20 protein-coding genes are annotated in these 22,717 nt (G+C 47.2%); 14 read left to right on the plus strand and 6 right to left on the minus strand.

Annotated elements, in window-relative coordinates; translation table 11 throughout:
• Positions 1–5: 5 nt before the first annotated feature.
• Together HQN90_RS32860 and HQN90_RS32865 are read left to right on the plus strand one after the other, a co-directional pair.
• The gene (locus HQN90_RS32860; RefSeq protein ID WP_173226935.1) at positions 6–1,070 is read left to right on the plus strand and encodes a Gfo/Idh/MocA family protein; all 1,065 of its coding nucleotides are present in this window, start codon (positions 6–8) and stop codon (positions 1,068–1,070) included.
• A gap of 52 nt (positions 1,071–1,122) precedes the next feature.
• Positions 1,123–2,001: a sugar phosphate isomerase/epimerase family protein gene (locus HQN90_RS32865; protein ID WP_173226937.1), complete on the plus strand. Its 879-nt coding sequence runs from the start codon at positions 1,123–1,125 to the stop codon at positions 1,999–2,001.
• Between the two features lie 1,125 nt (positions 2,002–3,126).
• On the opposite strand, the gene HQN90_RS32870 is transcribed toward HQN90_RS32865, so the two are convergent.
• The 4 genes from HQN90_RS32870 to HQN90_RS32885 form a co-directional block, all read right to left on the minus strand.
• The gene (locus HQN90_RS32870) at positions 3,127–3,978 is read right to left on the minus strand and encodes an SDR family oxidoreductase (RefSeq protein ID WP_173226939.1); all 852 of its coding nucleotides are present in this window, start codon (positions 3,976–3,978) and stop codon (positions 3,127–3,129) included.
• Between the two features lie 56 nt (positions 3,979–4,034).
• Positions 4,035–4,211 (minus strand): hypothetical protein, encoded by a 177-nt coding sequence (locus HQN90_RS32875; protein WP_173226941.1) that lies wholly within the window; start codon positions 4,209–4,211, stop codon positions 4,035–4,037.
• A 6-nt stretch (positions 4,212–4,217) separates the two neighbouring features.
• Positions 4,218–5,834 (minus strand): long-chain fatty acid--CoA ligase, encoded by a 1,617-nt coding sequence (locus HQN90_RS32880; protein ID WP_173226943.1) that lies wholly within the window; start codon positions 5,832–5,834, stop codon positions 4,218–4,220.
• A 149-nt stretch (positions 5,835–5,983) separates the two neighbouring features.
• On the minus strand, positions 5,984–6,781 hold the full coding sequence (locus tag HQN90_RS32885) for a Cof-type HAD-IIB family hydrolase (RefSeq protein ID WP_173226945.1): 798 nt from the start codon (positions 6,779–6,781) through the stop codon (positions 5,984–5,986).
• Positions 6,782–6,905: 124 nt separating this feature from the next.
• Between HQN90_RS32885 and HQN90_RS32890 the strand changes: the two genes are divergently transcribed.
• Both HQN90_RS32890 and add read left to right on the plus strand, forming a co-directional pair.
• The gene (locus tag HQN90_RS32890) at positions 6,906–7,604 is read left to right on the plus strand and encodes a DNA alkylation repair protein (protein ID WP_173226947.1); all 699 of its coding nucleotides are present in this window, start codon (positions 6,906–6,908) and stop codon (positions 7,602–7,604) included.
• Positions 7,605–7,821: 217 nt separating this feature from the next.
• Positions 7,822–8,868, plus strand: coding sequence for an adenosine deaminase (gene add / locus HQN90_RS32895; protein WP_173226949.1), 1,047 nt, complete (start codon positions 7,822–7,824; stop codon positions 8,866–8,868).
• Between the two features lie 352 nt (positions 8,869–9,220).
• Here the strand turns inward: add and HQN90_RS39105 are convergent, their stop codons facing one another.
• Entirely contained in the window at positions 9,221–10,165 is a 945-nt protein-coding gene (locus HQN90_RS39105; RefSeq protein ID WP_173226951.1) for a collagen-like protein, read from the minus strand.
• Between the two features lie 202 nt (positions 10,166–10,367).
• On the opposite strand from HQN90_RS39105, the gene HQN90_RS32905 reads away from it, so the two are divergent.
• The 5 genes from HQN90_RS32905 (at position 10,368) to HQN90_RS32925 (ending at position 15,411) form a co-directional block, all read left to right on the plus strand.
• Positions 10,368–11,414: a YheC/YheD family endospore coat-associated protein gene (locus HQN90_RS32905; RefSeq protein WP_173226953.1), complete on the plus strand. Its 1,047-nt coding sequence runs from the start codon at positions 10,368–10,370 to the stop codon at positions 11,412–11,414.
• A 135-nt stretch (positions 11,415–11,549) separates the two neighbouring features.
• The gene (locus HQN90_RS32910) at positions 11,550–11,882 is read left to right on the plus strand and encodes a metal-sensitive transcriptional regulator (RefSeq protein WP_173226963.1); all 333 of its coding nucleotides are present in this window, start codon (positions 11,550–11,552) and stop codon (positions 11,880–11,882) included.
• A gap of 18 nt (positions 11,883–11,900) precedes the next feature.
• Positions 11,901–12,104 (plus strand): copper ion binding protein, encoded by a 204-nt coding sequence (locus HQN90_RS32915; protein WP_173226965.1) that lies wholly within the window; start codon positions 11,901–11,903, stop codon positions 12,102–12,104.
• Positions 12,105–12,197: 93 nt separating this feature from the next.
• Complete coding sequence (locus HQN90_RS32920) at positions 12,198–14,621, plus strand: heavy metal translocating P-type ATPase (protein WP_173226967.1); 2,424 nt, start codon at positions 12,198–12,200, stop codon at positions 14,619–14,621.
• A 31-nt stretch (positions 14,622–14,652) separates the two neighbouring features.
• Positions 14,653–15,411 (plus strand): (S)-benzoin forming benzil reductase, encoded by a 759-nt coding sequence (locus HQN90_RS32925; protein ID WP_173226969.1) that lies wholly within the window; start codon positions 14,653–14,655, stop codon positions 15,409–15,411.
• Positions 15,412–15,434: 23 nt separating this feature from the next.
• Here HQN90_RS32925 and mscL read toward each other — a convergent pair whose 3' ends face one another.
• Positions 15,435–15,902 carry a large conductance mechanosensitive channel protein MscL gene (gene mscL, locus HQN90_RS32930; RefSeq protein WP_173226971.1) on the minus strand — a complete coding sequence of 156 codons (468 nt, stop codon included), beginning with the start codon at positions 15,900–15,902 and terminating at the stop codon, positions 15,435–15,437.
• Between the two features lie 185 nt (positions 15,903–16,087).
• Between mscL and HQN90_RS32935 the strand changes: the two genes are divergently transcribed.
• The 5 genes from HQN90_RS32935 (at position 16,088) to HQN90_RS32955 (ending at position 22,670) form a co-directional block, all read left to right on the plus strand.
• Positions 16,088–17,845 (plus strand): sensor histidine kinase, encoded by a 1,758-nt coding sequence (locus tag HQN90_RS32935; protein ID WP_173226974.1) that lies wholly within the window; start codon positions 16,088–16,090, stop codon positions 17,843–17,845.
• 21 nt (positions 17,846–17,866) lie between these two features.
• A complete protein-coding gene (locus tag HQN90_RS32940; protein WP_173226976.1) occupies positions 17,867–19,390 on the plus strand; it encodes a response regulator in 1,524 nt (507 codons plus the stop codon).
• A gap of 145 nt (positions 19,391–19,535) precedes the next feature.
• On the plus strand, positions 19,536–20,852 hold the full coding sequence (locus HQN90_RS32945) for an ABC transporter substrate-binding protein (protein WP_173226978.1): 1,317 nt from the start codon (positions 19,536–19,538) through the stop codon (positions 20,850–20,852).
• Positions 20,853–20,948: 96 nt separating this feature from the next.
• Positions 20,949–21,827, plus strand: coding sequence for a carbohydrate ABC transporter permease (locus HQN90_RS32950; RefSeq protein ID WP_173226980.1), 879 nt, complete (start codon positions 20,949–20,951; stop codon positions 21,825–21,827).
• Positions 21,828–21,830: 3 nt separating this feature from the next.
• Positions 21,831–22,670 carry a carbohydrate ABC transporter permease gene (locus HQN90_RS32955; RefSeq protein WP_173226982.1) on the plus strand — a complete coding sequence of 280 codons (840 nt, stop codon included), beginning with the start codon at positions 21,831–21,833 and terminating at the stop codon, positions 22,668–22,670.
• Positions 22,671–22,717 lie beyond the last annotated feature (47 nt).

The following is a 22,717-nucleotide window of genomic DNA, read 5'->3' on the forward strand; positions in this document are numbered from 1 at the left end:
CCAACATGACGAAACTTAAAGTAGCGGTAATTGGCGCAGGCTCAATCTCTGACGCACATTTAACTTCTTATATGGAACACCCGGAAGTAGAATTATATGCGATTGTTGATATAAACGAGGAGCGGGCGCAGGCTGCCGTGCAGAAATACGGGGCGAAAGTCGCTTTCAAAGACTACCGCGACATGCTGGCAGATCCGCAGATCGACGCGGTCAGCATCTGCACCTGGAACAACTCGCACGGCATGCTGAGCATCGCCGCGCTAGAAGCGGGCAAGCATGTATTGTGCGAGAAGCCTCTTTGCACAACCGTCGAAGAAGCGCTGCGCGTCGAGGAAGCGGTTCGCCGCAGCGGCAAGCTGCTGCAGGTCGGCTTCGTCCGCCGCTATGGCACGAACGCGCAGGTGCTGCGCCGCTTCATTGATTCAGGCGAGCTTGGCGAGATTTACTACGCCAAGGCTTCCTACCTGCGCCGCCTCGGCAATCCCGGCGGCTGGTTCTCCGACAAGGACCGCTCTGGCGGCGGCCCGCTTTTTGACATCGGTATCCACGTCATCGACCTATGTTGGTATTTGATGGGCCGACCGAAGGTGAAATCGGTCAGCGGTAACACATATACGAAGCTGGGCAACCGTTCGAACATTAAGAACTTGACCTTCTATCAGGCAGCAGACTATGATGCTTCCAAGAACGATGTAGAGGATATGGCGAATGCGCTGATCCGGTTTGAGAATGGCGCATCGCTGATGGTTGATGTGAGTTTCACACTGCATGCGAAGAAGAATGAATTCGCCGTCAAAATCTTCGGCGAGCAAGGCGGCGCGGAGATTGAGCCCGAATTCACGATTATGAGCGAGAAGCATGATACCATTTTGAACATTACACCGCAGATCGATCATCCTTCTTTTGACTTCATGGAAGGCTTCCGCAATGAGATCGACTACTTTGTACAAGTGTGCTTAGGCCGCAAAGAACTGATTTCGCCTGTTGAAGATGGCGTAGAGCTGACCAAAATCCTATGTGCCATCTACGAATCGAGTGAAAAAGGTACAGAAATTCATTTTAACAAGTAAAGACATAGTTTAGATCCTCGGGTCAAGTGGATTAAAGTGGAGGAATCAGCAAATGGCTCTAACGAATCGAATAGGAATCATTGTAGATAGCTTTGGTGTAGGCGTCAGAGAAGGCTTGAAGAAAGCGAAGGCAGCGGGAGCAGACGGCGTACAAATCTATGCGGTTAGCGGCGAAATGGACCCGGATAATCTGACAAGCACGGACAGACAAGAGCTTAAAGCCTATATCGCTTCACTCGGGCTAGAAATATCAGCTTTATGTGGAGACTTGGCAGGACATGGCTTTCAAGATGAGGCTCAGAATCCTGCGAAAATCGCAAAATCCAAGCAAATTCTCGATCTGGCATTGGATCTCGGTACGAATATCGTGACGACCCATATTGGGATCGTTCCGGACGATACGCAAAGTACGGTCTACCTCAGTATGCAAAAAGCCTGCGAGGAACTAGGCCAGTACGCCCACAGCAAAGGGGCCTTCTTCGCTATTGAAACCGGACCCGAACGTGCGGCTCATCTGAAGAGCTTCCTCGACACGATGAGTACGAAGGGTGTTTCCGTCAACTTTGACCCAGCGAATATGGTCATGGTGACTGGGGATGACCCCGTCCAAGGTGTTTACACCTTGAAGGACTACATCGTGCACACCCATGTCAAAGACGGAGTCCGTTATCGGGAAATTGACCCGCGTCTTGTATATGGGGCCTTAGGCTTCGAGGGCATGGATCATGCCAAGATTGCCGAGATGGCTTCGGGCGGTTCGGGAAGTGCTTTCGCGGAAGTGCCGCTGGGTGAAGGCGGAGTCCCTTTTGGCGCGTACTTCCGAGCGCTCAAGGATATCGGATACAACGGCTATTTGACCATTGAGCGCGAAGTGGGCGACAACCCCCAAGCTGATATTGAGCAAGCCGTGCGTTATATCAAACAATTTTAAACGAATAAGTATAAGGACTAGCTCCTTATCGTGGTGCAAACAGCCATCCTTGCCTCTTCGCAGAGCCTTGGGTGGCTGTTTGTATTGCAAGCAAGAAGAGGGGGATACGGGTGGGGTTGGCTGTAGAGCACGATATCTGCTGTAGAACCAACTCCATCAACAGAACACCGTTGTCTACTCAAGTGCTGAGTCTGTATGAACAGAACACAGATACTCAAGTGCTGAGTCTGTATGAACAGAACACAGATACTCAAGTACCGAGTCTGCACCAAGAGAGCACTGATATCTACTCAAGTACCGAGCTTGCAACAATAGAACACTGATATCTACTCAAGTACCGAGCTTGCACCAACAGAGCACAGATATCTACTCAAGTGCCGAGTCTGCATCAACAGAGCACAGATATCTACTCCAGAACCAGCTGCACCAACAGACACTCATATCTACTTAAGTACCGAGCTTGCACCAACAGAACACTGATATCTACTTAAGTACCGAGCCGCACCAACAGAGCACAGATATCTACTCAAGTGCCGAGTCTGCATCAACAGAGCACTGTTGTCTTCCCAAGTGCCGATCTGCACCAACAGAACACTGATATCTACTCAAGTACCGAGTCTGCACCAACAGAGCACTGTTGTCTTTCCAAGAGCCGATCTGCACCAACAGAACACTGATATCTACTCAAGTACCGAGTCTGCACCAAGAGAGCACAGCTATCTACTCAAGAAGCTCACTCCACGCGGCTATCTCGATCTAGAACCTGTCTTTTAAAGTTGCCGCCTAAAGACGAAGGGAACCCTAAAGTAGATATATCTACCCTCTGAGTCCCCGTAAAAGCAAAAGCCTGCAATTGTGCATCTTTTTTGCTCCTTAGATAGCATGCATTGATAAATTCCTGCGATTGTGCATCTTTTTTGGCTTCATATTCGATTTCAGAGTGAAAATGACTGAAAAGCCTGCACAATTGCAGGCTTTTCGACTTTTTGAATGATTTTATTGAAAAAGCCTGCACTTTTGCATCTTTTTTAGTGTCGAGCCCGAGAAGCTGGGGGGAATCGCCCCTGTGCACTTCATCGGCACAGGCCCGCAGACTCGCAGACCGCAGGTGCGCTACCGCTCAGCTCACGACTTGCCCTTGCGCGTCAGCTCCGCAAGATCAATCCACTGCTCATCGGTCACCTCGAGCAGATCGTTGAACTGCCCGGCGCCCTGCAGCCATTCGCCGCCGTCGATCGTGATGACTTCGCCGTTAATATAGGCGGCGAAGTCCGAAATCAGATAAGCCGCGAGGTTCGCGAGCTCATCTTTGTCTCCGACCCGCCGCAGTGGCACGCGGTTCAGGAGCTTCTCCGACAGCTCGGGCGTCGGAGCCAGTCGGCTCCACGCGCCGTCGGTCGGGAAAAGTCCCGGCGCGATCGCGACCTGCCGGATGCCGTATCGCGCCCACTCGACGGCAAGCGAGCGCGTAAGAGCGAGCACGCCGGCCTTGGCGGCAGCCGACGGTACGACAAAGCCCGAGCCGGTGGAGGCATAGGAGGTGACGATGTTCAGCATCGTACCGCCCCGCCCCTGCTCGATCCATCTTTTGCCTACTTCCAGCGTGGTATAGAACGTACCGTGAAGGACGATGTTCAGCACCGCATCGACAGCACGCGGAGAAAGCTTTTCCGTAGGGCTGGCGAAATTGCCCGCAGCGTTATTGATGAGAACATCTACACGGCCATAGTGTTGTTCCACGGCTGTTACCATCTCTGCGACTTGCAGCGCATCTCGCACATCACAGTTTTTGTAGAAAACCTCCTTGCCGCCAACGCTCATTTCGGAGGCTGCTTTGGCCAAAATCTCTTCACGCCGACTCGTAATCGCTAGTTTTGCGCCTAACGAGAGGAATCTCTCTCCCATCGCCCGGCCAAGTCCGGTACCTCCGCCCGTAATAAGAATCACCTTATCCTTCAACAAGCCTTCCTCGAACATAAAGATGACCGCCCTTCAGCGATTATTTAGATGGCTAATGACTAACGGCATGAAAACTATTCAGCGATGAAAGACGCTTCGAATTGCTCGATTCGGCGAGCCCAATCATTGGGCAGCGGGGTGTAGCGAGGCTCAGCGCCTGCTCCATATAAATGATGGAGGATACATAACTCAGATGCCCGTTCGCATCGGTTTCGCAGAAAACGAAAGCCTCCTAATTCGGGATTCATCATGCTTAATTAGTCTCCTGTAAAATAGGTTTGATACTGCTCGCGCAGCTCGCGCTTCATGAATTTGCCGACCGACGATCTTGGGATTTCATGGAGGAAAATGACATCGTCGGGAATCCACCATTTGGCGAATTTATCCGTTAGAAAGGTGAGTAAATCGGCTTTATCCCCTGCTTGCAAGGCGGCATCCTTCAAAACGACAAAGGCGAGAGGGCGCTCCTCCCATTTGGGATGAGGGATGCCAACGACGCAAGCCTCGAACACATTCGGGTGGGCCATCAAGCTGTTTTCCAGATCGAGAGAGGAGATCCACTCGCCGCCGCTTTTGACCAGATCCTTGGCCCTGTCAACCAGCTTGACGAATCCTTCGGGATCAATAACCGCAATGTCACCGCTGTAGAACCAGCCATCTTGAAACGATTCCTGTGTTCTTTCGTCTTTGTAATATTCCGTTGCAACCCAGGCGCCGCGCAGCAGAATTTCGCCCATTTCTTTGCCGTCCCATGCGACTTCTCCGTGCGGTCCGACAATTTTCATATCCAAACCAGGCGCAAGAAGCCCCTGTGTAGCGCGTGTATCGTATTGTTCATCTAACGAGGTTTCTTCCTGATAGCTCTTCAACCTAGCGACGGTCACTAGTGGACATGTTTCAGTCATCCCATAGGCGTGATAGAACGGTATTTGGAGCCGTTGTTCATAGCTTTCAATCAGACTTTTTGGGGCAGCAGAACCGCCACAGACAACAGCGCGCAGAGAAGAAATATCTGCATTCATGGCTTCTTGCACCTTCAGCGCGGCTGTCCATACCGTAGGAACTCCGGCGGCTATCGTGACTTTCTCATCGGCGATCATGCTTAGTAGAATGTCAGGGGTAGGCGCGGGTCCGGGAAGGACCTGCTTGCTGCCGAACCAGACCGATGCGAAAGGAAGTCCCCACGCATTGACGTGGAACATCGGCACAATAGGCATGACGCTATCCCGTTCCGAAAGGCCAAGTGTATCGGCAAGGCCAATGGCAAGCGAATGGAGGTAGATGCCACGGTGAGAATAGACGACGCCCTTGGGCTTGCCTGTCGTCGCTGACGTGTAGCACAAGCCTGCGGGAGCGCTTTCAAGTAATGAGTCGATAAACGCGTATTGCGGGTCGCCCCTATTTATGAGGTTCTCATATCCATAGACGGGATGTAAAGAAGTAGGGGGCAATTCCTGACGGTCAGTCATCACGATATAGCCTTCAATGGTCGTGAGCTGATCTTGAATTCTCTCGATAATCGGAAGCAACGTCTCATCCACCAAAAGAAAACGATCCTCGGCATGGTTCAGGATGTGCACAAGATGCTCCAAGGGGAGGCGAATGTTGACGGTATGCAGAACAGCTCCCATACAGGGGATGGCGAAATAAGCTTCCAAATGCCAATGATGGTTCCAAGCGAAAGTGGCCACCCGATCTCCAGGTTTGACGCCGAGCTGCTGCAGAGCGCTGGATAGCTGCTTGGTCCGTCTCCCGAAATCAGCGTAGGTATATCGATGTATGCCGGAGCTTGTGCGAGAGACGACCTCTTTTTTGGCGAACAAGGATTGCGAGCGGTCAAAGAGAGAGCGCAGCGTTAATGGGAAATTTTCCATGTGGAAACACCTCCGGGGTTGGTCTGAGTCTATTGTAATATATAAGCCGGAGGGTCAGGTTATGTCCAAAAAACAGGCGTTTGCAACTAAAAAAACCGATTCTGGCGGCACATTCAGTAGGCCGCTCGAATCGGTTGGTTTTTTGGCATTTAAACGTTCAGAATAAACTTTTCAATGACGTGACGCACGCCATCCTCGTTATTGCTTTTGGTCACGTAATTCGCTAAAGCTTTCAGCTCCGGCAAAGCGTTGTCCATCGCTACGCCAAGCCCTGCGACTTCGAGCATCTCGCGATCATTCCATGCATCCCCCAGCGCGATAACGTTCTCTAAGGAACAGCCGATATGCTCGGCAAGGAAGGTGATCGCATGACCCTTCGTGCCTTCTTTATGCATGAATTCCAAATAGTGCGGCTTGGATTTCGTGATATGCATTTGATCGCCAAGCAGAGGAAGTAGCTCCTCGCGGATCTGATCGCAAATTTCAGGTGTATCCACGATCAGCAGCTTAGGCTGCGGGATGTCGATCCACTGACGAAGATCGCCGATGATATAAGGCGTTTTGGACAGACGAACATAGTTTTTGATTTTATCGTTATCTTCACCAGCATAAAGCTGATCGCCGTGATAGAGCTGAAGATGAAGGTTTCTCTTTTCGCAAAAATCAAGCAGGAAGCGGGCGCTTTCCACAGGAACCGTACGCTCGTAGAGCACTTCCTCATCCAGAAGGTTTTTGATCAGGGCGCCTTGGTAGGTGATGATCGGTACATTAAGTCCGATTTGATTGGCAATTTTGGCTGCGGAAGGAAAGCTTCGTCCTGTGGCAATTGTAACCGTTACGCCTTGGGCAACCGCTTGATGCATGGCATCGATCGTTTCTTGTGAAATGGTCAGATCATCCCGTAATAGAGTGTCGTCTAAATCAGCTGCAACTAATTGGTAAGTCATATATTCCTCTCCGATCCGATGAGTAGTCTATCTAAAAATTCTGCTATAAGCATACCCGAATCATGAAGGAATTGCTACAATAAAGCGAGACATGGATGAGAAGATAAAGGAGGCAAACCTACCTATGGCATCACTTTATACGGACAAGCTGGAGGCTTGGCTGCGGGCTCATAGCAACGAGGCGGATGCGGAGGCAATGGCTGCTTATATGCGGGACCAGTTTCCATTTCTGGGTATTCGAAATCCCCAACGTATGGCTCTAACGAAGCAGTTCTGGAAAGAACACGGCTTTCCGAAAGGCGCAGAAGGCGTGAAAGTCGCCGATGAGCTGTGGGCACTGCCGGAACGAGAATTCGCTTATACAGCCATTCTGCTGCTAACGCAGCTGCGCAAAGAATCCGGACCTGAACGAATCGAGGTGCTGGAACGAATGGTGATTACACAATCCTGGTGGGATTCTGTTGATCCCATCGCGGACCATTTGATCGGATACCACCTGCAGAAATACCCGGAACAAATACCAGTCCATGTTGAGAAATGGTTGGCTTCAGGAAACATGTGGCTGCAGCGAACAGCCATTTTGTTTCAGTTGAAATATAAGCAGCGCACCGATGTGACGTTGTTGTTCAGCACCATCCGGCAATTGGCGGATTCGAAGGAGTTCTTCATCCGCAAAGCAATCGGTTGGGCGCTGCGCGAATATTCCAAAACGGATGCCGCTGCTGTGCGGGCATTTGTCGCAGAGAATGAGCTTTCACCCTTGAGTGTGAAGGAAACTTTAAAAGTTATGCAGCGCAAGGAAGCGCAACAAGCTGATTTATAATGGTTGGTTTCAGATCCACACGGGGAGTATCCTGTTGTGGATTTTTCATGTTCTCTTCACGTCATAAAACCTTACGCATATATTAATAAAACGAATTAATTTGTTATATATATTGACATATACATCACATTGTTTTAAAGTAAGTAAAATTCTTTCTCGCGGCATATCGAATAAAGCTAGTAGTTCAAACCAAAATGAAGGAAGGGAATGATGGAAGATGGTACACCATCGGACGTTTGATTTGTTGTCGCGGCTGCCGAAAGTTGATCTTCATTTGCACTTGGATGGGAGTGTGAAGCCGGAAACGCTTCTGGAGCTTGCCCTGCATCAAGGCATTGATCTTCCCGTTTATGATAGAGAAGGATTAATTCCCCATATGCGTGTGGGGGAGGAATGCGGCAGTTTGATCGAATACTTAAGTAAATTTGATTTCACAACGCGAATCATGCAATCTGGCGAAGCTTTGGAACGGATCGCTTATGAGGTTGTACAGCAATCTGCAGAACATAATTGCAAATATGTGGAGGTGCGTTTTGCCCCGCAATTGCATCGGAACAACGGCTTGACGGTTGAGGAAACCATTCATCATGTCGTAGAGGGAATGAAGCGAGGGCAAAGGGACTTTGGTGTGCGAGGCGGGGTTATCGCCATTTGCATGCGAAACCATTCCTGTCAAAGCAACCTTGAAGTGATTGAAGCGGCGGCTAAATTTGTGGGCAAAGGCGTCGTTGCCGTCGACTTGGCTGGAGATGAGGCTACGTATCCGCCGGAATTTTTTCGCGAGGTGTTTGCTGAATCTACAAGGCGCGGAATTCCTGTCACAATTCATGCGGGGGAAGCTGCCGGAGCGGCCAATGTGTATGAAGCCGTCACGAATCTTGGTGCTGCGCGCATTGGACACGGTGTGAGATTGAAGGAGAACAGAAGTATTATGGAGATGGTCAAAGAACGCCGTATCCCGCTTGAAATGTGCCCCATAAGCAACATCCAAACAAAAGCCGTTTCTGGTTGGGAAGCCTATCCGATTCGCGAATACTTAGAGCAAGGTTTGCTCGTCACGATTAATACGGATAATCCGAGTGTTTCCGGAACAGATATAACGAACGAATACCGCGTGCTTTCTGACCGTTTTGGCTTCACCGCACCGGAGCTCGTGAAGCTGATCATGAATGGAGTCGATGCCGCGTTTCTGGATGAGGCCGATAAGCGGTTGCTAAGACGTGAGATGGAGGATGAGATTAGCGGCTTGGGTGTAAGTTTATAGCGTAAGAGCACAACATACGGCGGCAGATTGGGATTTAATAGTCCTGGACTGCCGCTGTTTTGTTGAGCTAAGGTTTTCCCTAGCACTACCATTAGTAGTAGTTTGTCTCATTGACTCTTTCCCAATCCTATCAATTGACTCCCAAATGCGTAAGACCATGTTTGAAAAGATAGGTTTTCATACACACACCAAAAAGAATTCTATGAATAGTTTATAGTATATGGAGTGGAGGTTACTAACCTGTCACAAGCTCGTGATGAAGCTATTAACTTAACAGTTTCTATGTATAAAACAGAACTCTGGTGGTTCCAGACAAACTGATAGAAATCAGTTTGTCTGGCTGTCAGTACCTCTATGCGATTTTTATGATAACAAGGTGTGCGGAAACAGGCCTTGTTCCTCCAGCGAGAGGGGTCATGGTTAGTGCAGTGGAATTGCCGGCAGGATTGCGTACCGTGAGGATTGAATTGATGACGGACGTTTGCACAAGACCCATTCCTGGCATCTGAGAAGTACCAGTTGCTCGCCCGACCACTGAATTGGTTACGTCAGCTCCATTAAGCGTTAAAATCAGTTGGCCAGCTTCGTTCATACTCCCTTGAAACATAACTAAATAGGTGCCAATTTCAGTCAAGTTAAATGAACTGGGACCTGTACGGATAATAGTGGCTCCGCTCGTAACTCCATCTTGAGGGAAACTCACGTCTGTACCTGGAGCGACTGTGGCTGCATTATCAGGAGGCATCAACGCAAAAAAATCTGCAAAGCCTAGTACGCCACCAGCTGCCCCTGTTGCTCCAGCTGCTCCTGTTGCTCCAGCTGGCCCTGCTGCTCCAGTTGCCCCCGCTGCTCCAGTTGCCCCTGCTGTACCTGCTGGTCCTGCTGCCCCCGCTGCTCCTGTTGCCCCTGCTGTACCTGCTGGTCCTGCTGCCCCCGCTGGTCCTGCTGGCCCCGCTGTACCTGCTGGCCCCGCTGGTCCTGCTGGTCCTGCTGGTCCTGCTGGTCCTGCTGGTCCTGCTGGCCCGGTTGCTCCTGCCAGCCCTGCTGCACCGAGTGCTCCTGCAAGTCCTGCTAATCCAGTTGGTCCTGCTGCTCCAATTGCTCCTGCAAGTCCTGCCAGTCCAGCGGGTCCAAGTACTCCTGCCAGTCCAGTTGGTCCTACTGCACCAATTGCTCCTGCCAGTCCTTGAAGTAGCTGTGATCCTTCTGCTAGAGGTCCTGGAGGTCCAGGAGGGCCTTGGAGCCCGCGCGGCCCTTCAGGTCCCGGAGGTCCTGGCGGACAATTACATTTACCCATACTCTCATCTCCTTAATTTGTAGCGTAGTTCATTATATTAATTGTCCCAAAGTACAAACACTATAAATGCCTATTAACCTATAAAAATGGTAAATTAACCTAAAATAAGTTTAATTTTTATGCTACTATGTGATTGTCCCATGCCAATAAGTCTACGCTAGCATTAGATAATAATAGGTATCGAAGGCTAGGAGTGATGAGGTTGGAGAATTGCCCGCTAATAGGTATTTTAGTAAGCAAAAGGAACAGAAGAAAAGTAATTTTACAGCTTTGTCAACGTTATCAAAATTTAAACTTGAAACTTTACGCTTTTACGCCCACAGATATTCTTTGGAAGAAAAAACGGATTATTGGACTTAGCCTGAAAAAAGGCAAGTGGATACAAAGCTCGTTTCCTTTTCCCGATGTCGTCTATAACCGTTGTTTTAACAAGAAATTAATGACAATGCAACGTCTAGAAAACGTGATTGGTAGGAAGAAAATTTTCAATAATATCAATTTTTTTAATAAATGGGATCTCTATCATCAGTTAAAACGAGCAAATCTTCACTCCTATGTACCTGACACATTTTTATATAAGGAAGTGAATATATCTGAACTATTAGAGAAATATAAGCTTGTCTATATTAAGCCTATTTATGGATTTCAAGGGAAGTCTGTCTATCGGGTTGAACTCACTGAAAGTCAAGATATTCACATCTCCATGCACAGCTTGGCTCCAAGATATATTTGCAGAAAAAATGAAAGCATTCAGCAGCAATTGGATGAACTTCTTGGGCCTCAAAAATGCATGGTTCAGCAAGGAATTCGAATGCGTCAATTGGATCATAAGTATTTTGACATCCGAGTTCTTGTTCAAAAAGATATGGCCGGAGAATGGACGATCTCCACCATAGCATGCAGAGTAGCTTATGAAAATTACTTTAACACGAGTATGTGTGAGGCTGTTTATGAAGTTACAGAAGTTCTAACGCGATTGTTTTCACAGGAAGAAACGAATGATATCCTTCAATCTTTGCACGAGGTAAGTCTAAAGGCAGCAGAGGAAGCGGAAGTTCATATGGGTTCTTTGGGAGAAATCAGTGTAGATTTTGGACTAGACGAACAAAGCCGTTTATGGATTATTGAACTTAACGGAAAACCCCAAAAAAATATTTACAACGACATTGAGGGGTTTAAACATAGAAAAATAATTTATGGTAGACCGATGGAATATGCCTATTACCTCTCGCAATCTGGAGTGCACTAACAAAAGACCAGTCTGCTGCTGAAGCAAACTGGTTTTTTGGTTGCCCAATCTTATTTCGGGGAAAAATAAAATAAAGAGGGACTTGATATAGGGTATGGGGGTATGGTATATTTAATATGTGAGGAGGTACTGATCATGGAACAACTCGATAAACAACTGCTAAATGAAGACAGCTGCCATACCGGCAGTGATCGCAAAAGTCATCATTCCGATAAAACAAAAAGTAATCTGGTATCCCGACTCAATCGCATTGAAGGGCAGATTCGCGGAGTGAAGGGTCTGATCGAGAAGGATACGTATTGTGATGATGTGCTGAACCAAATCGCTGCTATCCAATCCGCATTAAACGGTGTGGGGAAGCTGCTTCTTGAACATCATATGAACAGCTGTGTGATCGAACGCATTCAAGAAGGCGATAATGAGGTTATTAAGGAACTCATGATTACGATTAATAAATTAATGAAATAATAAGGGAGAGAATTTATTATGCAAACAGCTACTTTGAAAGTTGCAGGTATGTCCTGTGGTCATTGTGTAAATTCCGTTGAAGGCGCAGTTAAGAAGCTTGGGGCTTTGGGAAAAGTAGATCTGAATGGCGGCTCTGTGACAGTAGACTTTGATGAGGCTAAAGTTTCATTGGACGCTATCAAGGAAGCAATTGAAGAGCAAGGCTATGATGTCGCGAAGTAAGATTGTGGAGTCGCTTAGGCGGCTCCCCCTGTAACACCTATTTTTTTTGAAACAAATATACCCCCAAGGGGTATTTTAAGCGGGAGGCTGGATATGGATAAACAACGCGATCAGCAAGCAAATCTGCAAATTACAGGTATGACATGCGCGGCTTGTGCGAACAGGATAGAAAAAGGTTTGAAAAGATTAGAAGGCGTGGCTGAAGTCAATGTGAATTTTGCGCTTGAGAAAGCTTCTATCACCTACGATCCTGGTCGCATTAAAGTAGCTGACATGGAAGGGAAAATTCAGGACCTGGGCTATGGCACTGTTAAGGATGCCGTCGATTTCAATATCGAAGGCATGACGTGTGCGGCATGCGCTACTCGTATTGAGAAGGGCTTAAATAAAATGCCGGGTATTAGCGCAGCTACGGTGAATCTGGCTTTGGAAACGGCTCATGTGGAGTATAGCACGGCCGAAATTTCTGTTGAAGAGATGGTTAAAAAGGTCGATCAGCTTGGCTACAAGGCTATTCGCAAAGAGGAAGTACAGAACGATGGCGATTATAAACAAAAAGAGATTCACCGCAAGAAGCTGCAGCTGATCGTATCAGCCATCCTTTCTTTCCCGCTTTTGTGGGCGATGGTAAGCCATTTCTCATTTACATCGTGGATTTACTTGCCGGAGATCTTTATGAATCCTTGGATGCAGCTCGTCCTCGCGACTCCGGTGCAGTTTATTATCGGTCGTCAATTCTATGTTTCAGCTTATAAAGCACTTCGGAATAAAAGCGCTAATATGGATGTGCTTGTCTCTCTTGGAACATCAGCCGCGTACTTTTACAGCTTGTTTTTGACGCTGGAATGGGCAGCTTCTGAAGATATTCATCGCCATGCTCCTGATATGTATTACGAAACGAGCGCAATTCTCATTACTTTAATTATTTTGGGAAAATTATTTGAGCTGCTTGCCAAGGGGAGAACCTCGGAGGCGATCAAGAAATTAATGGGGCTTCAAGCCAAAACGGCAATCGTCATTCGAGACGAGCAGGAGATGTCGATACCGGTGGAAGAGGTTGTTGTTGGGGATATCGTTCTGGTAAAGCCAGGCGAAAAGATTCCCGTCGATGGTGAAGTTGTAGAGGGCTTGTCAGTTGTTGATGAATCGATGCTAACCGGAGAGAGTATCCCTGTTGAGAAAAAGGCCGGTGACACTGTCATTGGGGCTACCATCAATAAAAACGGCAGCTTGAAGATGAAAGCGAAGCGTGTAGGCAGAGAAACAGCGCTCGCCCAAATTATTAAAGTTGTCGAAGACGCGCAAGGCTCCAAAGCGCCGATACAGCGTATCGCTGATGTGATCTCGGGTATTTTTGTTCCTATCGTTGTGGGGCTTGCTGTTATAACCTTTGTCATCTGGTTTATCTGGGCAGCTCCAGGTGAGTTTGCAACGGCTTTGGAGAAGGCTATTGCGGTCCTTGTCATTGCTTGTCCATGTGCTTTGGGTCTTGCCACGCCTACGTCGATTATGGCTGGATCGGGACGTGCGGCGGAGCTTGGCGTGCTGTTTAAGGGCGGCGAGCATTTGGAATCCATGCAAAAGGTACAAACGATCGTCCTTGATAAAACAGGGACCGTGACCAAAGGAAAACCGGAACTTACCGATGTTCTTATTGAAAGCATAGATGGGAATGACATGCTTAGCTTAATTGCCACTGCCGAAAAACAATCGGAGCACCCGCTTGCGGAAGCGATTGTTGCGGGAATTGTGGCCAAAGGAATCCAATTGACGAAGACGGAGCAGTTTGAAGCGATTCCCGGTTACGGCATTCGAGCCGTTGTAGAGGGCAAGGAAGTTCATGTCGGGACACGCAAGCTTTTGCAACAGGAAGCTATTTCGTATGGGGTTGCGGAAACGACCATGACCAATCTGGAGTCGGAAGGAAAAACGGCTATGCTTGTTGCCGTGGATCGGAAGTATGTAGGGATCGTAGCCGTTGCGGATACAATCAAAGACAGCTCGAAAGAAGCGATCGCTCATTTGAAACAAATGGGTATTCAAGTTATCATGATGACCGGCGACAATGAGCGTACAGCGCATGCCATTGCTAAGCAAGTGGGCATTGATCATGTTCTGGCAGAAGTTCTTCCGGAAGGCAAAGCAGCGGAAGTGAAGAAGCTCCAAGCAGCTGGCAAGATCGTAGCGATGGTCGGCGACGGGATCAATGATGCGCCTGCTTTAGCGACAGCTGATGTCGGGATCGCGATCGGCACCGGTACGGACATTGCGATGGAGGCAGCGGATGTGACGCTAATGCGCGGAGAGCTGACAAGTATTGCGGATGCCATGTATATGAGCCGTAAAACGATGGCCAACATTAAGCAAAACCTATTTTGGGCGCTTGGCTACAACGCACTCGGAATTCCCATTGCAGCGCTTGGCTTGTTAGCGCCGTGGGTAGCCGGGGCAGCGATGGCACTCAGCTCGGTTTCTGTTGTGTTAAATGCCCTGCGGCTGCAACGGGTGAAGCTATAATCTTTATATGATGATGAAATGAGGTTTCTCTATGGCTGTATATATCATAACCGGCGGTTCCAAAGGCCTCGGAGCTGCGCTGACGCGGCAGCTCTTGCAGCAGGGCGCGGCGGTTCACTGCATTTCCCGCAGCGAGAACGAGAGCTTGCGCCAAGAGGCGCTGCGCGCGGAAGGTGAACTCACCTTCCATGCTTGCGATTTGGCGCACACCGAAGGCTTGGATTCGCTGCTGGAGCGAATCCTGCAGAACATCGATGGAGCGGACGCTGTTACGCTCATCAATAATGCGGGCCAGCTCGAGCCGATGACGTCGATCGGCCGAGCTGGCGATGACGACCTGCAGCGCAGCCTGCAGGTCAATCTTATCGCGCCCGCGGTCTTGACGAACAGCTTCATTCGGCAGACGCAGGCGCTGCCGATCGTGAAGCGGGTCGTTAACATTTCCTCAGGCGCGGCGAAGAAGCCCTACCCCGGCTGGGGGGCGTATTGCACCGCCAAAGCCGGGCTGGATATGCTGACGCGCTGCATTGGCGTCGAGCAGCTGAACCAGCCCTACCCGGTGGAGGCTTACGCGATCGCACCGGGGGTGGTGGACACCGATATGCAGCGGGAAATTCGCGCTGCATCGGAAGAGGACTTCCCACAAGTGGACCGCTTTGTGGGCTTGCACGAAAGCGGCGAGCTGATCTCGCCGGAAGCTGCAGCGCAGCAGCTGCTCCAGCTGCTGCACAGCAATGCCTTTGCGCAGGGCGAAATCGCCGATCTGCGCACGAAAAAGCCCGAATCGTAAACGCCGATTCGGGCTTTTTATCGTTACTGAATGCTGCCGGATACGCTAGGACCTGACGCCAGCTCTGAGGTGCAGAACTTGCAGCGCGTGGCTTGAGCGGGAATTTCGGACAAGCAGTGCGGACAGGATTTGGTCGTAACGACCTTTTCTTTATGTACTTCTTTTTTGCGTAATTTACCCAGCTGCTTGACGACAAGGAAGATAACAAAAGCAACAATTAAAAAGTCCAAAAACGTCGAAATAAATTGTCCGTAATTAAAAGTAGGTGCACCTGCATCGGCAGCAGCCTTAAGCGTGTCGTAGTGCTTGCCGTTCAATGAAATAAATAAATCGTTAAACTTTACTTTACCAATCAACAGTCCTACGAGCGGCATAACCAAATCATTGACAATTGAAGTAATAACTTTCCCGAAAGCTCCCCCGATAATAACCCCAACTGCTAAATCAAGCATATTGCCTTTGAATGCAAATTCTTTAAATTCCTTCAGCATAGCGTACCTCCAAAAGATTACAATTGTTAGCATTGTAGCATATTTTACAATGCTCAAACAAATGGTGGAGCGCATATTTTGGCATTTTCTGTAGAAAGTGAAACGGCTTGATTTTCATTTGGAGGGCTTGTGTCTATAATGTACATCATGCAGCACTCAATTCGTGCTTATCGAGGGGGAGCCTCATGTCGAATATGTCGATGGAGAAGAAGCTGATCATCGTCTTTGTTTTTCTGATTATTTTGCCGATTATGCTCACTGGCTATATTTCTTATCAGAATTATTCGAAGTCGATTAAGAAAAATACAACGCTGTATGCCGCACAGCTGACGAACAATATTACGAATCGACTGGATGATTATATCGGAGATATGGAGCAAATCTCACAGATCCCTCTGTATTTAACTTCATTTCAGCAGCTGTTAGAGGATAAGATGGAGGGCTTGACTGTCAAACAGGTGGAAATGGAAAATTACATACGCATTATGAACAATATCAAACGTGGAACGAACTCGATTTATATTTTTGATAATAATAATAACACGTACTATATGATTGTTTCCGGAGGGGTCCGTACCGATTTGGCCGAGCGGGCAGATGAGTGGAAAAGACTTGCGCGAGCAGCCGGCGGCAAATCGATCTTCCTCAGTACACAGCAGGTCGCCAATTGGCAAACGGGCAAGTTTGCCTTCACGGTCATACGTGATATTCGTGATTTCTTCACGCAAGAGCCGATTGGAACCATTGCGGTAGATGCGAATATAAGCGTCATTCAGAACTTAGTGCGCGATTTGGAAACCACCGGGAACGGCAAGGTGTTAATGATTGATCAGAACAATCAGGTCATCTATGACACCGAACAGAAGCGAATGACCGAGCGCATTTCGGATGATCCGCTTGTGAAATTGGCAGTGGGAACTTCCGGTGATTTCATTAAGGAAATCAATGGCGTTAAATATTTATGCATTTATTCGGAGTCTCTAAAAACGGGTTGGAAAACCATCATTCGTATTCCCCTGGATCAAATGATGAAGGAAGCGATGCAGACACAGAATATTACCTTGCTGATCACCTGCCTAATTGTGACGTTTGCACTCTTTATATCCATTTTGCTGTCCTTTGCTCTCACGAAACCAATGAAACGATTAATGAGGTTAATGAAAAAAGCGGAGCATGGCGATTTGGATGTTAGCTTCAATGTGCAGACCAAGGATGAAGCCGGTAGATTAGGTCTGCATTTCAACTCCATGCTGGAACGAATCAAGGAATTAATTGGACAAGTCTACGTGATTGAAGGTAGGAAGAAAGAAGCGGAGCTGTCTGCTTTGCAAAATCAGATTAATCCTCACTTTTTATATAATACGCTGGAAACGATTCGCATGACGGCGGAGATTAACGATGATGAAGAAACAGCTGAAATGATAGCGGCGCTCGGCAAGTTGTTCCGTCATCATACCAAATCGACCAATGGTGTCGTTACGCTGGGACAGGAATTTGAACATCTGGGAACGTATATTCAAATCGTCAATTATCGCTACCACAATAAATTTGCGCTTGTGTTGGACGATATGAAATTGCTGCACCACTATCCTGTTATTCCATTGATTTTTCAACCCATTGTGGAGAATACTGTTGTGCACGGACAAACGGAAGCTAGCGATGAAACCATTGAAATTCAGATTTCTTATGAAATAAGCGGCCATATTTTAATCTTTCATATTCGAGATAACGGCAGCGGAATATCGAAGGACCGGCTGGACAAGCTGCATGAACGGCTTCGCTGTGGGATGAATTCAGACAAAGAGGAGCCGACCTCAGGCATTGGTTTACTTAACGTTGATGAAAGATTGAAGCTTCATTATGGGCCGGCCTATGGCCTGCAGCTTGCAAGCGAGCAGGGGAAAGGCACGGTTGTCATGTTGACGCTGCCTTATAATTTGTAATGCTTGGGAGGGTATTGGCGAATGAAAATTATAATTGTGGATGACGAAGAGAAGATTCGTCTTGGTCTGTCTAAACTGATTGTCAAAGCTTCGCCTGCCTATGAAATTGTTGGGGCATGCGCAAGCGGCGCAGAATGCTTGGATGCACTGCGGGTCCATAAGCCTGACCTCGTGATTACCGATATCAAGATGCCGGGAATGTCAGGGCTGGAACTCGCGAAGATGATTAATCAATTATATACGGATATTAAATGTGTCATATTGAGTGGATTTGGAGAGTTTGAATATGCACGGAAGGCGATTGCATCAGGGGTATCGGCTTATTTGCTTAAACCAGTTGATAAACAGGAATTATATGACCTGCTGGCCAAGCTGCACAGAGACATGCCTAACGTCTATCAGCCAATCGCTCTCAGCGGCAAAGAAGATGATCACTTAAAAAGTAGGCTGCTGGGCAAAATAACCACTGGAGCAGACGCGGCGGATATTCCCCAATTAGCGGGAATGGCTAATCACTCTGCTTATTGCGTTGTCGTTATTGTCTCAGATGCGGTCGTACCGCGTAAGGCATTTCGTCACTGGCTGCAGCCGGGCAAAGAGAGTGTCGTTGCTCGACTGGAAATGGTGGAGATGGACGAACGGACGATCGCTTTCATCGCGATCTTTGATTCACAAGAAGAGTCCTCCATTCAAGTCATGCAAAGTCATTTGAGTTACATCCTAGCGAGCGAGCATGCTTTTCGTGCTTCTGTGGGAATAAGTCGGCTCCATAGGAGCGCCCAAGAGTTGGCGGAGGGGTACCGCGAGTCCTTGGATGCGATTGAAATCAACTTTTACAGATCAGATAAATCACCGCTCTCTCTTGCTTCGCATAGTCAATTCGGTTCCCTGCATCGGGTGGAAGCATATCGCAAACGTGTCTTAGAGAGTATGGAAATTCTCGATGTGCCCGGCGTGGAGCTGCATCTCAGAGAGATGCTGAGGGAAATCAGTGTAGTGAAACTCCGCATGAATCATCTCATCGAGCTTGTGGAGACATTGTTCTATGCCCTGCATAAAGAAGCGGGGAAACGTCAGGATACGTGCAATCAGAATGTGGTTGAGCTGGATTGGGGAAAAATCGTATTAAAGAATTGTTTTAACTTTGGCCACGCCAAGTCTTTAATTGAAAATAGGCTGATTGAGGGGCTAGGCAGGCTGTTGAACGAAAGAAACGCTCAAGGCGGTGGGACCGTCTATCAGATCAAAAAAATTATCGAGCTTGAGTACGCTGATGTGTTGGATTTAAATAGCTTAGCCAAACGTGTATTTCTCACGCCTAGCTATTTAAGCAAGCTTTTCAGGCAAGAAACGGGAACAACCATCATTGAGTACATCATATCGGTACGTATGAATAAGGCCAAAGAACTGCTGCTCAATCAAATGCAGTTGAAAACCTATCAGGTTGGAGAATTGGTTGGTTATCGAGATCCGGCTTATTTCAATAAACAATTTAAAAAGGTTGTTGGCCTAACACCCAAAGAGTTTAGAGATATTGTTAGCTAATTTGTTAGCATAATTTTCGATCTTAATGCGAAGATAATACAATAAAAACAAAAAAAGTGCCTATTATTCAATTTCCGGGCACCCTATAATTAGTAATGTAAGCGATAACAAGTGGATTTCCAAACTTTAAGGGGGTACATGAACAATGAAAAAGTGGCTAACAACCAGTATGGCGTTAGTATTAGCTATGTCTTTAACAGCGGCATGTGGCAAAACAACAGATAATGGTACGGCAACAACATCTCCGGCAGCATCGAAAGCTCCAACCGCAACAGATACAGGTGGAGCTTCAAACGGCAACATTAAGGGGAAAATTACTGTCGTTACACACCGTACTGACTTAGTGGATACGAAATTCAAACAATGGACAGATGCCTTCAAGAAAAAATACCCTGCTGTAACGGAAGTAGCTATTGAATCCATCAAAGATTATGGCCCTACTATGAAAGTTAGATTATCCACAGGTGAGCTTGGCGACGTGAACATGATTCCGGATGGAGTTCCTAATAACAAATTGGCTGAATTCTATGCGCCTCTGAATGATCTTGGTCTAAATGATAAAGTATATTTCCCGGACATCAAAGCTTCTGACGGCAAAACGCTGGGTCTTCCAAGCGGTGTGAACACGAACGGTGTTGCTTATAATAAGCAAGCTTTTGCGAAAGCGGGAATCACAGCTGTTCCCAAAACATTGGATGAGCTGTATGCGGCTGCCGAGAAATTGAAAGCGGCGGGTATTACACCTTTGGCAACGAACTTTAAAGACAAATGGCCGTTGAGTGAGTGGGACATTATCGCATTCGAAATTTCTGGAGATCCGGAATTCCGTGGTTCGATGACCAAAACGGATGCGCCTTTCGCGGACGGAACTCCCTACAATAAAGCACTGACCATCCTGCACACTTTTGTTACCAAAGGCTATACGGAGAAGGACTTGATGTCGACAGATTGGGAATCCTCCAAGAAAGATGTGGCAAGCGGCAAAACAGCGATGTACTTCCTGGGTAACTGGGTAATCCCGCAAATTATTGAAAACGGCGCGAAATCAGAAGATATCGGATTCTTCCCAATGCCATATGACAACAGTGGCAAATACAATGCGAACATGGGTCCTGACTATATGTACGGCGTTGCCAAAAACAGTAAAAATATAGATACAGCAAAAGCATTTGTGAAATTCATGATTGAAGAGTCCGATTATGCGGATTACGCAGGAATGATCCCTCCGTTGAAATCCAAAGAATCCACAATGCCGCAATTGAAAGAATTCTTAGCTATGAAGCCGAACACACTGCAAGGCAAACCAGATCCTGATGCTTACAGTGCTATCGCGAACAAAGCGCAAATCGACTTTATGGGCGGAACGTACGTGCAGAAGCTGATCCTTACCAAAGATTTCAAAGCGGGCTTGGAAGAACTGAACAAAAAATGGGCAGATGCCAAAAAAGCGGTAGGCCAATAATCACATACTAGATACCTCTGTTGCGGTCATTCTCCCTTGAACGGCCGCAAGATGAGGTCATTTTTTTTCAAATTTTACGGAAAAGAAGGGGTTGTCATGCTAAATCTGACTTACAAAACACAGCGCGTGATTATTTTATTATCCTTTTTGACCATTCCGCTCATTCTGCTTGCGACGTTCACATTCTACCCGGCACTGCGTTTGGTTCAGCTTAGCTTTACAGATTGGGATGGGGTGGGCAAGTCATTTACATGGATCGGCTTCGCGAATTACAAAGAAATTTTCTCTGATAAAGACATCTTCGGCGTGTTTAGTCATAACCTCTATTACTTTATCGGGGGTATTATCCAAAACATTCTCGCTCTGTACTTCGCCATTATTTTGAATTCCAAAATAAAAGGGCGCAATGTATTCCGGGTCTTTTTGTTTCTGCCTTATATCCTTAACAGTGTGGCAACAGCTTATATGTTTCAATTTATTTTCAATTCTGATCACGGTACGCTTAATTCGCTCTTGGATTTGGTTGGCTTGGGCGCTTATAAGCAAAGCTGGCTTGGCAATACAAGTCTCGTCAACATATCTTTGGCATCCGTATCTTTATGGAAATACATGGGTTTCAATATGGTTATTTACTTAGGTGTTTTGCAATCCATCCCTGGAGATCTCTACGAGGCTGCCAAAATTGATGGTGCGAACGCGTTCAAAACGCTAATTTACATTACCTTGCCAAATATTCGGAAAATTATTGAACTTAATATGCTGCTGACCGTTTCCGGCGCACTAGAGGTCTTTGATATTCCGTACATTATAACCGGTGCGGCACCGGGCAGTGATACGTTTGTAACGAAGGTTAATGATGTGGCCTTTAAGTTCAATAATATTGGTCTTGCGTCGGCGATGGCCATCGTCCTGCTCATTATCGTTATGGTTGTTATTACGATTCAACGCAAATTTATTTTGCGCGGGGAGGAATAAGTTATGGATAACAAACTCTCTGCTGTCAGTTTAAGCTTTTTGAAATATTTGTCTTTGCTGCTTGCTGTACTGACGGTTTTGATTCCTCCTTATGTGGTCGTTGTTAATGCTTTCAAAAGTGCGGCAGAATATGCGGCATCCAGTCCGTTCAGCTTACCTGTGAACATCTTCAATTTTGCTAATTTTGCGAAAGTGCTGGAAGTGGGGAAGTTAGGCCAAGCTTTTACGAATACAGGGGTAATCATCGTTTCTTCGCTTGTTATTAATATCGTGCTGGGTACGATGGTGGCTTATGCATTGGGACGCTTTAGCTTTAAAGGAAAAGGATTGATTTTGGCGGCTTATCTCATCGCTACGTTCATCCCCTTAATTACCACGCAGGTGGCCACCTTCAGTATTATCCAAGGTCTTCATTTGTTTAATTCAAAAGGGGCTGCAATCTTATTGTATGCGAGTACAGATGCTGTTCAAATTTATTTGTATCTTCAGTTTATTAGCAAAATCCCATATTCCCTCGACGAGAGCGCAATGATGGAAGGGGCTTCGTTGTTCCGAATTTACCGGACGATTATATTTCCATTGCTTGGACCGGCTACGGCTACAGCCGTTATTTTGAAAACAATTAACATCTACAACGATATGTACATTCCCTATTTATATATGCCATCTCAAAAGCTGGGCGTGGTTTCAACATCGCTGATGCGTTTTGCAGGGCCGAATAGTGCCCATTGGGAGCTTATTTGTGCGGCGATTCTGATCGTTATGCTGCCTACGATGATCGTCTATTTGATCCTGCAACGATTTATTTTCTCCGGAATTGTGAGTGGCTCTGTGAAAGAGTAGTTAGATAGGCTAGAGATAGAGATGAGATCGAGGATAAGGAAGTGTGG

It is taken from the genome of Paenibacillus alba, from assembly GCF_013204855.1.
Classification (GTDB): Bacteria; Bacillota; Bacilli; order Paenibacillales; family NBRC-103111; genus Paenibacillus_E; species Paenibacillus_E alba.

What these genes read in the sequence shown, in the direction of transcription:
- HQN90_RS32870 (WP_173226939.1), bottom strand. Translation starts at nt 3,978, where the DNA reads ATGTTCGAGGAAGGCTTGTTGAAGGATAAGGTGATTCTTATTACGGGC.
- HQN90_RS32920 (WP_173226967.1), top strand. Translation starts at nt 12,198, where the DNA reads ATGGATAAACAACGCGATCAGCAAGCAAATCTGCAAATTACAGGTATG.
- HQN90_RS32945 (WP_173226978.1), top strand. Translation starts at nt 19,536, where the DNA reads ATGAAAAAGTGGCTAACAACCAGTATGGCGTTAGTATTAGCTATGTCT.
- HQN90_RS32880 (WP_173226943.1), bottom strand. Translation starts at nt 5,834, where the DNA reads ATGGAAAATTTCCCATTAACGCTGCGCTCTCTCTTTGACCGCTCGCAA.
- HQN90_RS32890 (WP_173226947.1), top strand. Translation starts at nt 6,906, where the DNA reads ATGGCATCACTTTATACGGACAAGCTGGAGGCTTGGCTGCGGGCTCAT.
- HQN90_RS32875 (WP_173226941.1), bottom strand. Translation starts at nt 4,211, where the DNA reads ATGATGAATCCCGAATTAGGAGGCTTTCGTTTTCTGCGAAACCGATGC.
- HQN90_RS32940 (WP_173226976.1), top strand. Translation starts at nt 17,867, where the DNA reads ATGAAAATTATAATTGTGGATGACGAAGAGAAGATTCGTCTTGGTCTG.
- HQN90_RS32865 (WP_173226937.1), top strand. Translation starts at nt 1,123, where the DNA reads ATGGCTCTAACGAATCGAATAGGAATCATTGTAGATAGCTTTGGTGTA.
- HQN90_RS32935 (WP_173226974.1), top strand. Translation starts at nt 16,088, where the DNA reads ATGTCGAATATGTCGATGGAGAAGAAGCTGATCATCGTCTTTGTTTTT.
- HQN90_RS32860 (WP_173226935.1), top strand. Translation starts at nt 6, where the DNA reads ATGACGAAACTTAAAGTAGCGGTAATTGGCGCAGGCTCAATCTCTGAC.
- add (WP_173226949.1), top strand. Translation starts at nt 7,822, where the DNA reads ATGGTACACCATCGGACGTTTGATTTGTTGTCGCGGCTGCCGAAAGTT.
- HQN90_RS32915 (WP_173226965.1), top strand. Translation starts at nt 11,901, where the DNA reads ATGCAAACAGCTACTTTGAAAGTTGCAGGTATGTCCTGTGGTCATTGT.
- HQN90_RS32910 (WP_173226963.1), top strand. Translation starts at nt 11,550, where the DNA reads ATGGAACAACTCGATAAACAACTGCTAAATGAAGACAGCTGCCATACC.
- HQN90_RS39105 (WP_173226951.1), bottom strand. Translation starts at nt 10,165, where the DNA reads ATGGGTAAATGTAATTGTCCGCCAGGACCTCCGGGACCTGAAGGGCCG.
- HQN90_RS32925 (WP_173226969.1), top strand. Translation starts at nt 14,653, where the DNA reads ATGGCTGTATATATCATAACCGGCGGTTCCAAAGGCCTCGGAGCTGCG.
- HQN90_RS32950 (WP_173226980.1), top strand. Translation starts at nt 20,949, where the DNA reads ATGCTAAATCTGACTTACAAAACACAGCGCGTGATTATTTTATTATCC.
- HQN90_RS32955 (WP_173226982.1), top strand. Translation starts at nt 21,831, where the DNA reads ATGGATAACAAACTCTCTGCTGTCAGTTTAAGCTTTTTGAAATATTTG.
- mscL (WP_173226971.1), bottom strand. Translation starts at nt 15,902, where the DNA reads ATGCTGAAGGAATTTAAAGAATTTGCATTCAAAGGCAATATGCTTGAT.
- HQN90_RS32885 (WP_173226945.1), bottom strand. Translation starts at nt 6,781, where the DNA reads ATGACTTACCAATTAGTTGCAGCTGATTTAGACGACACTCTATTACGG.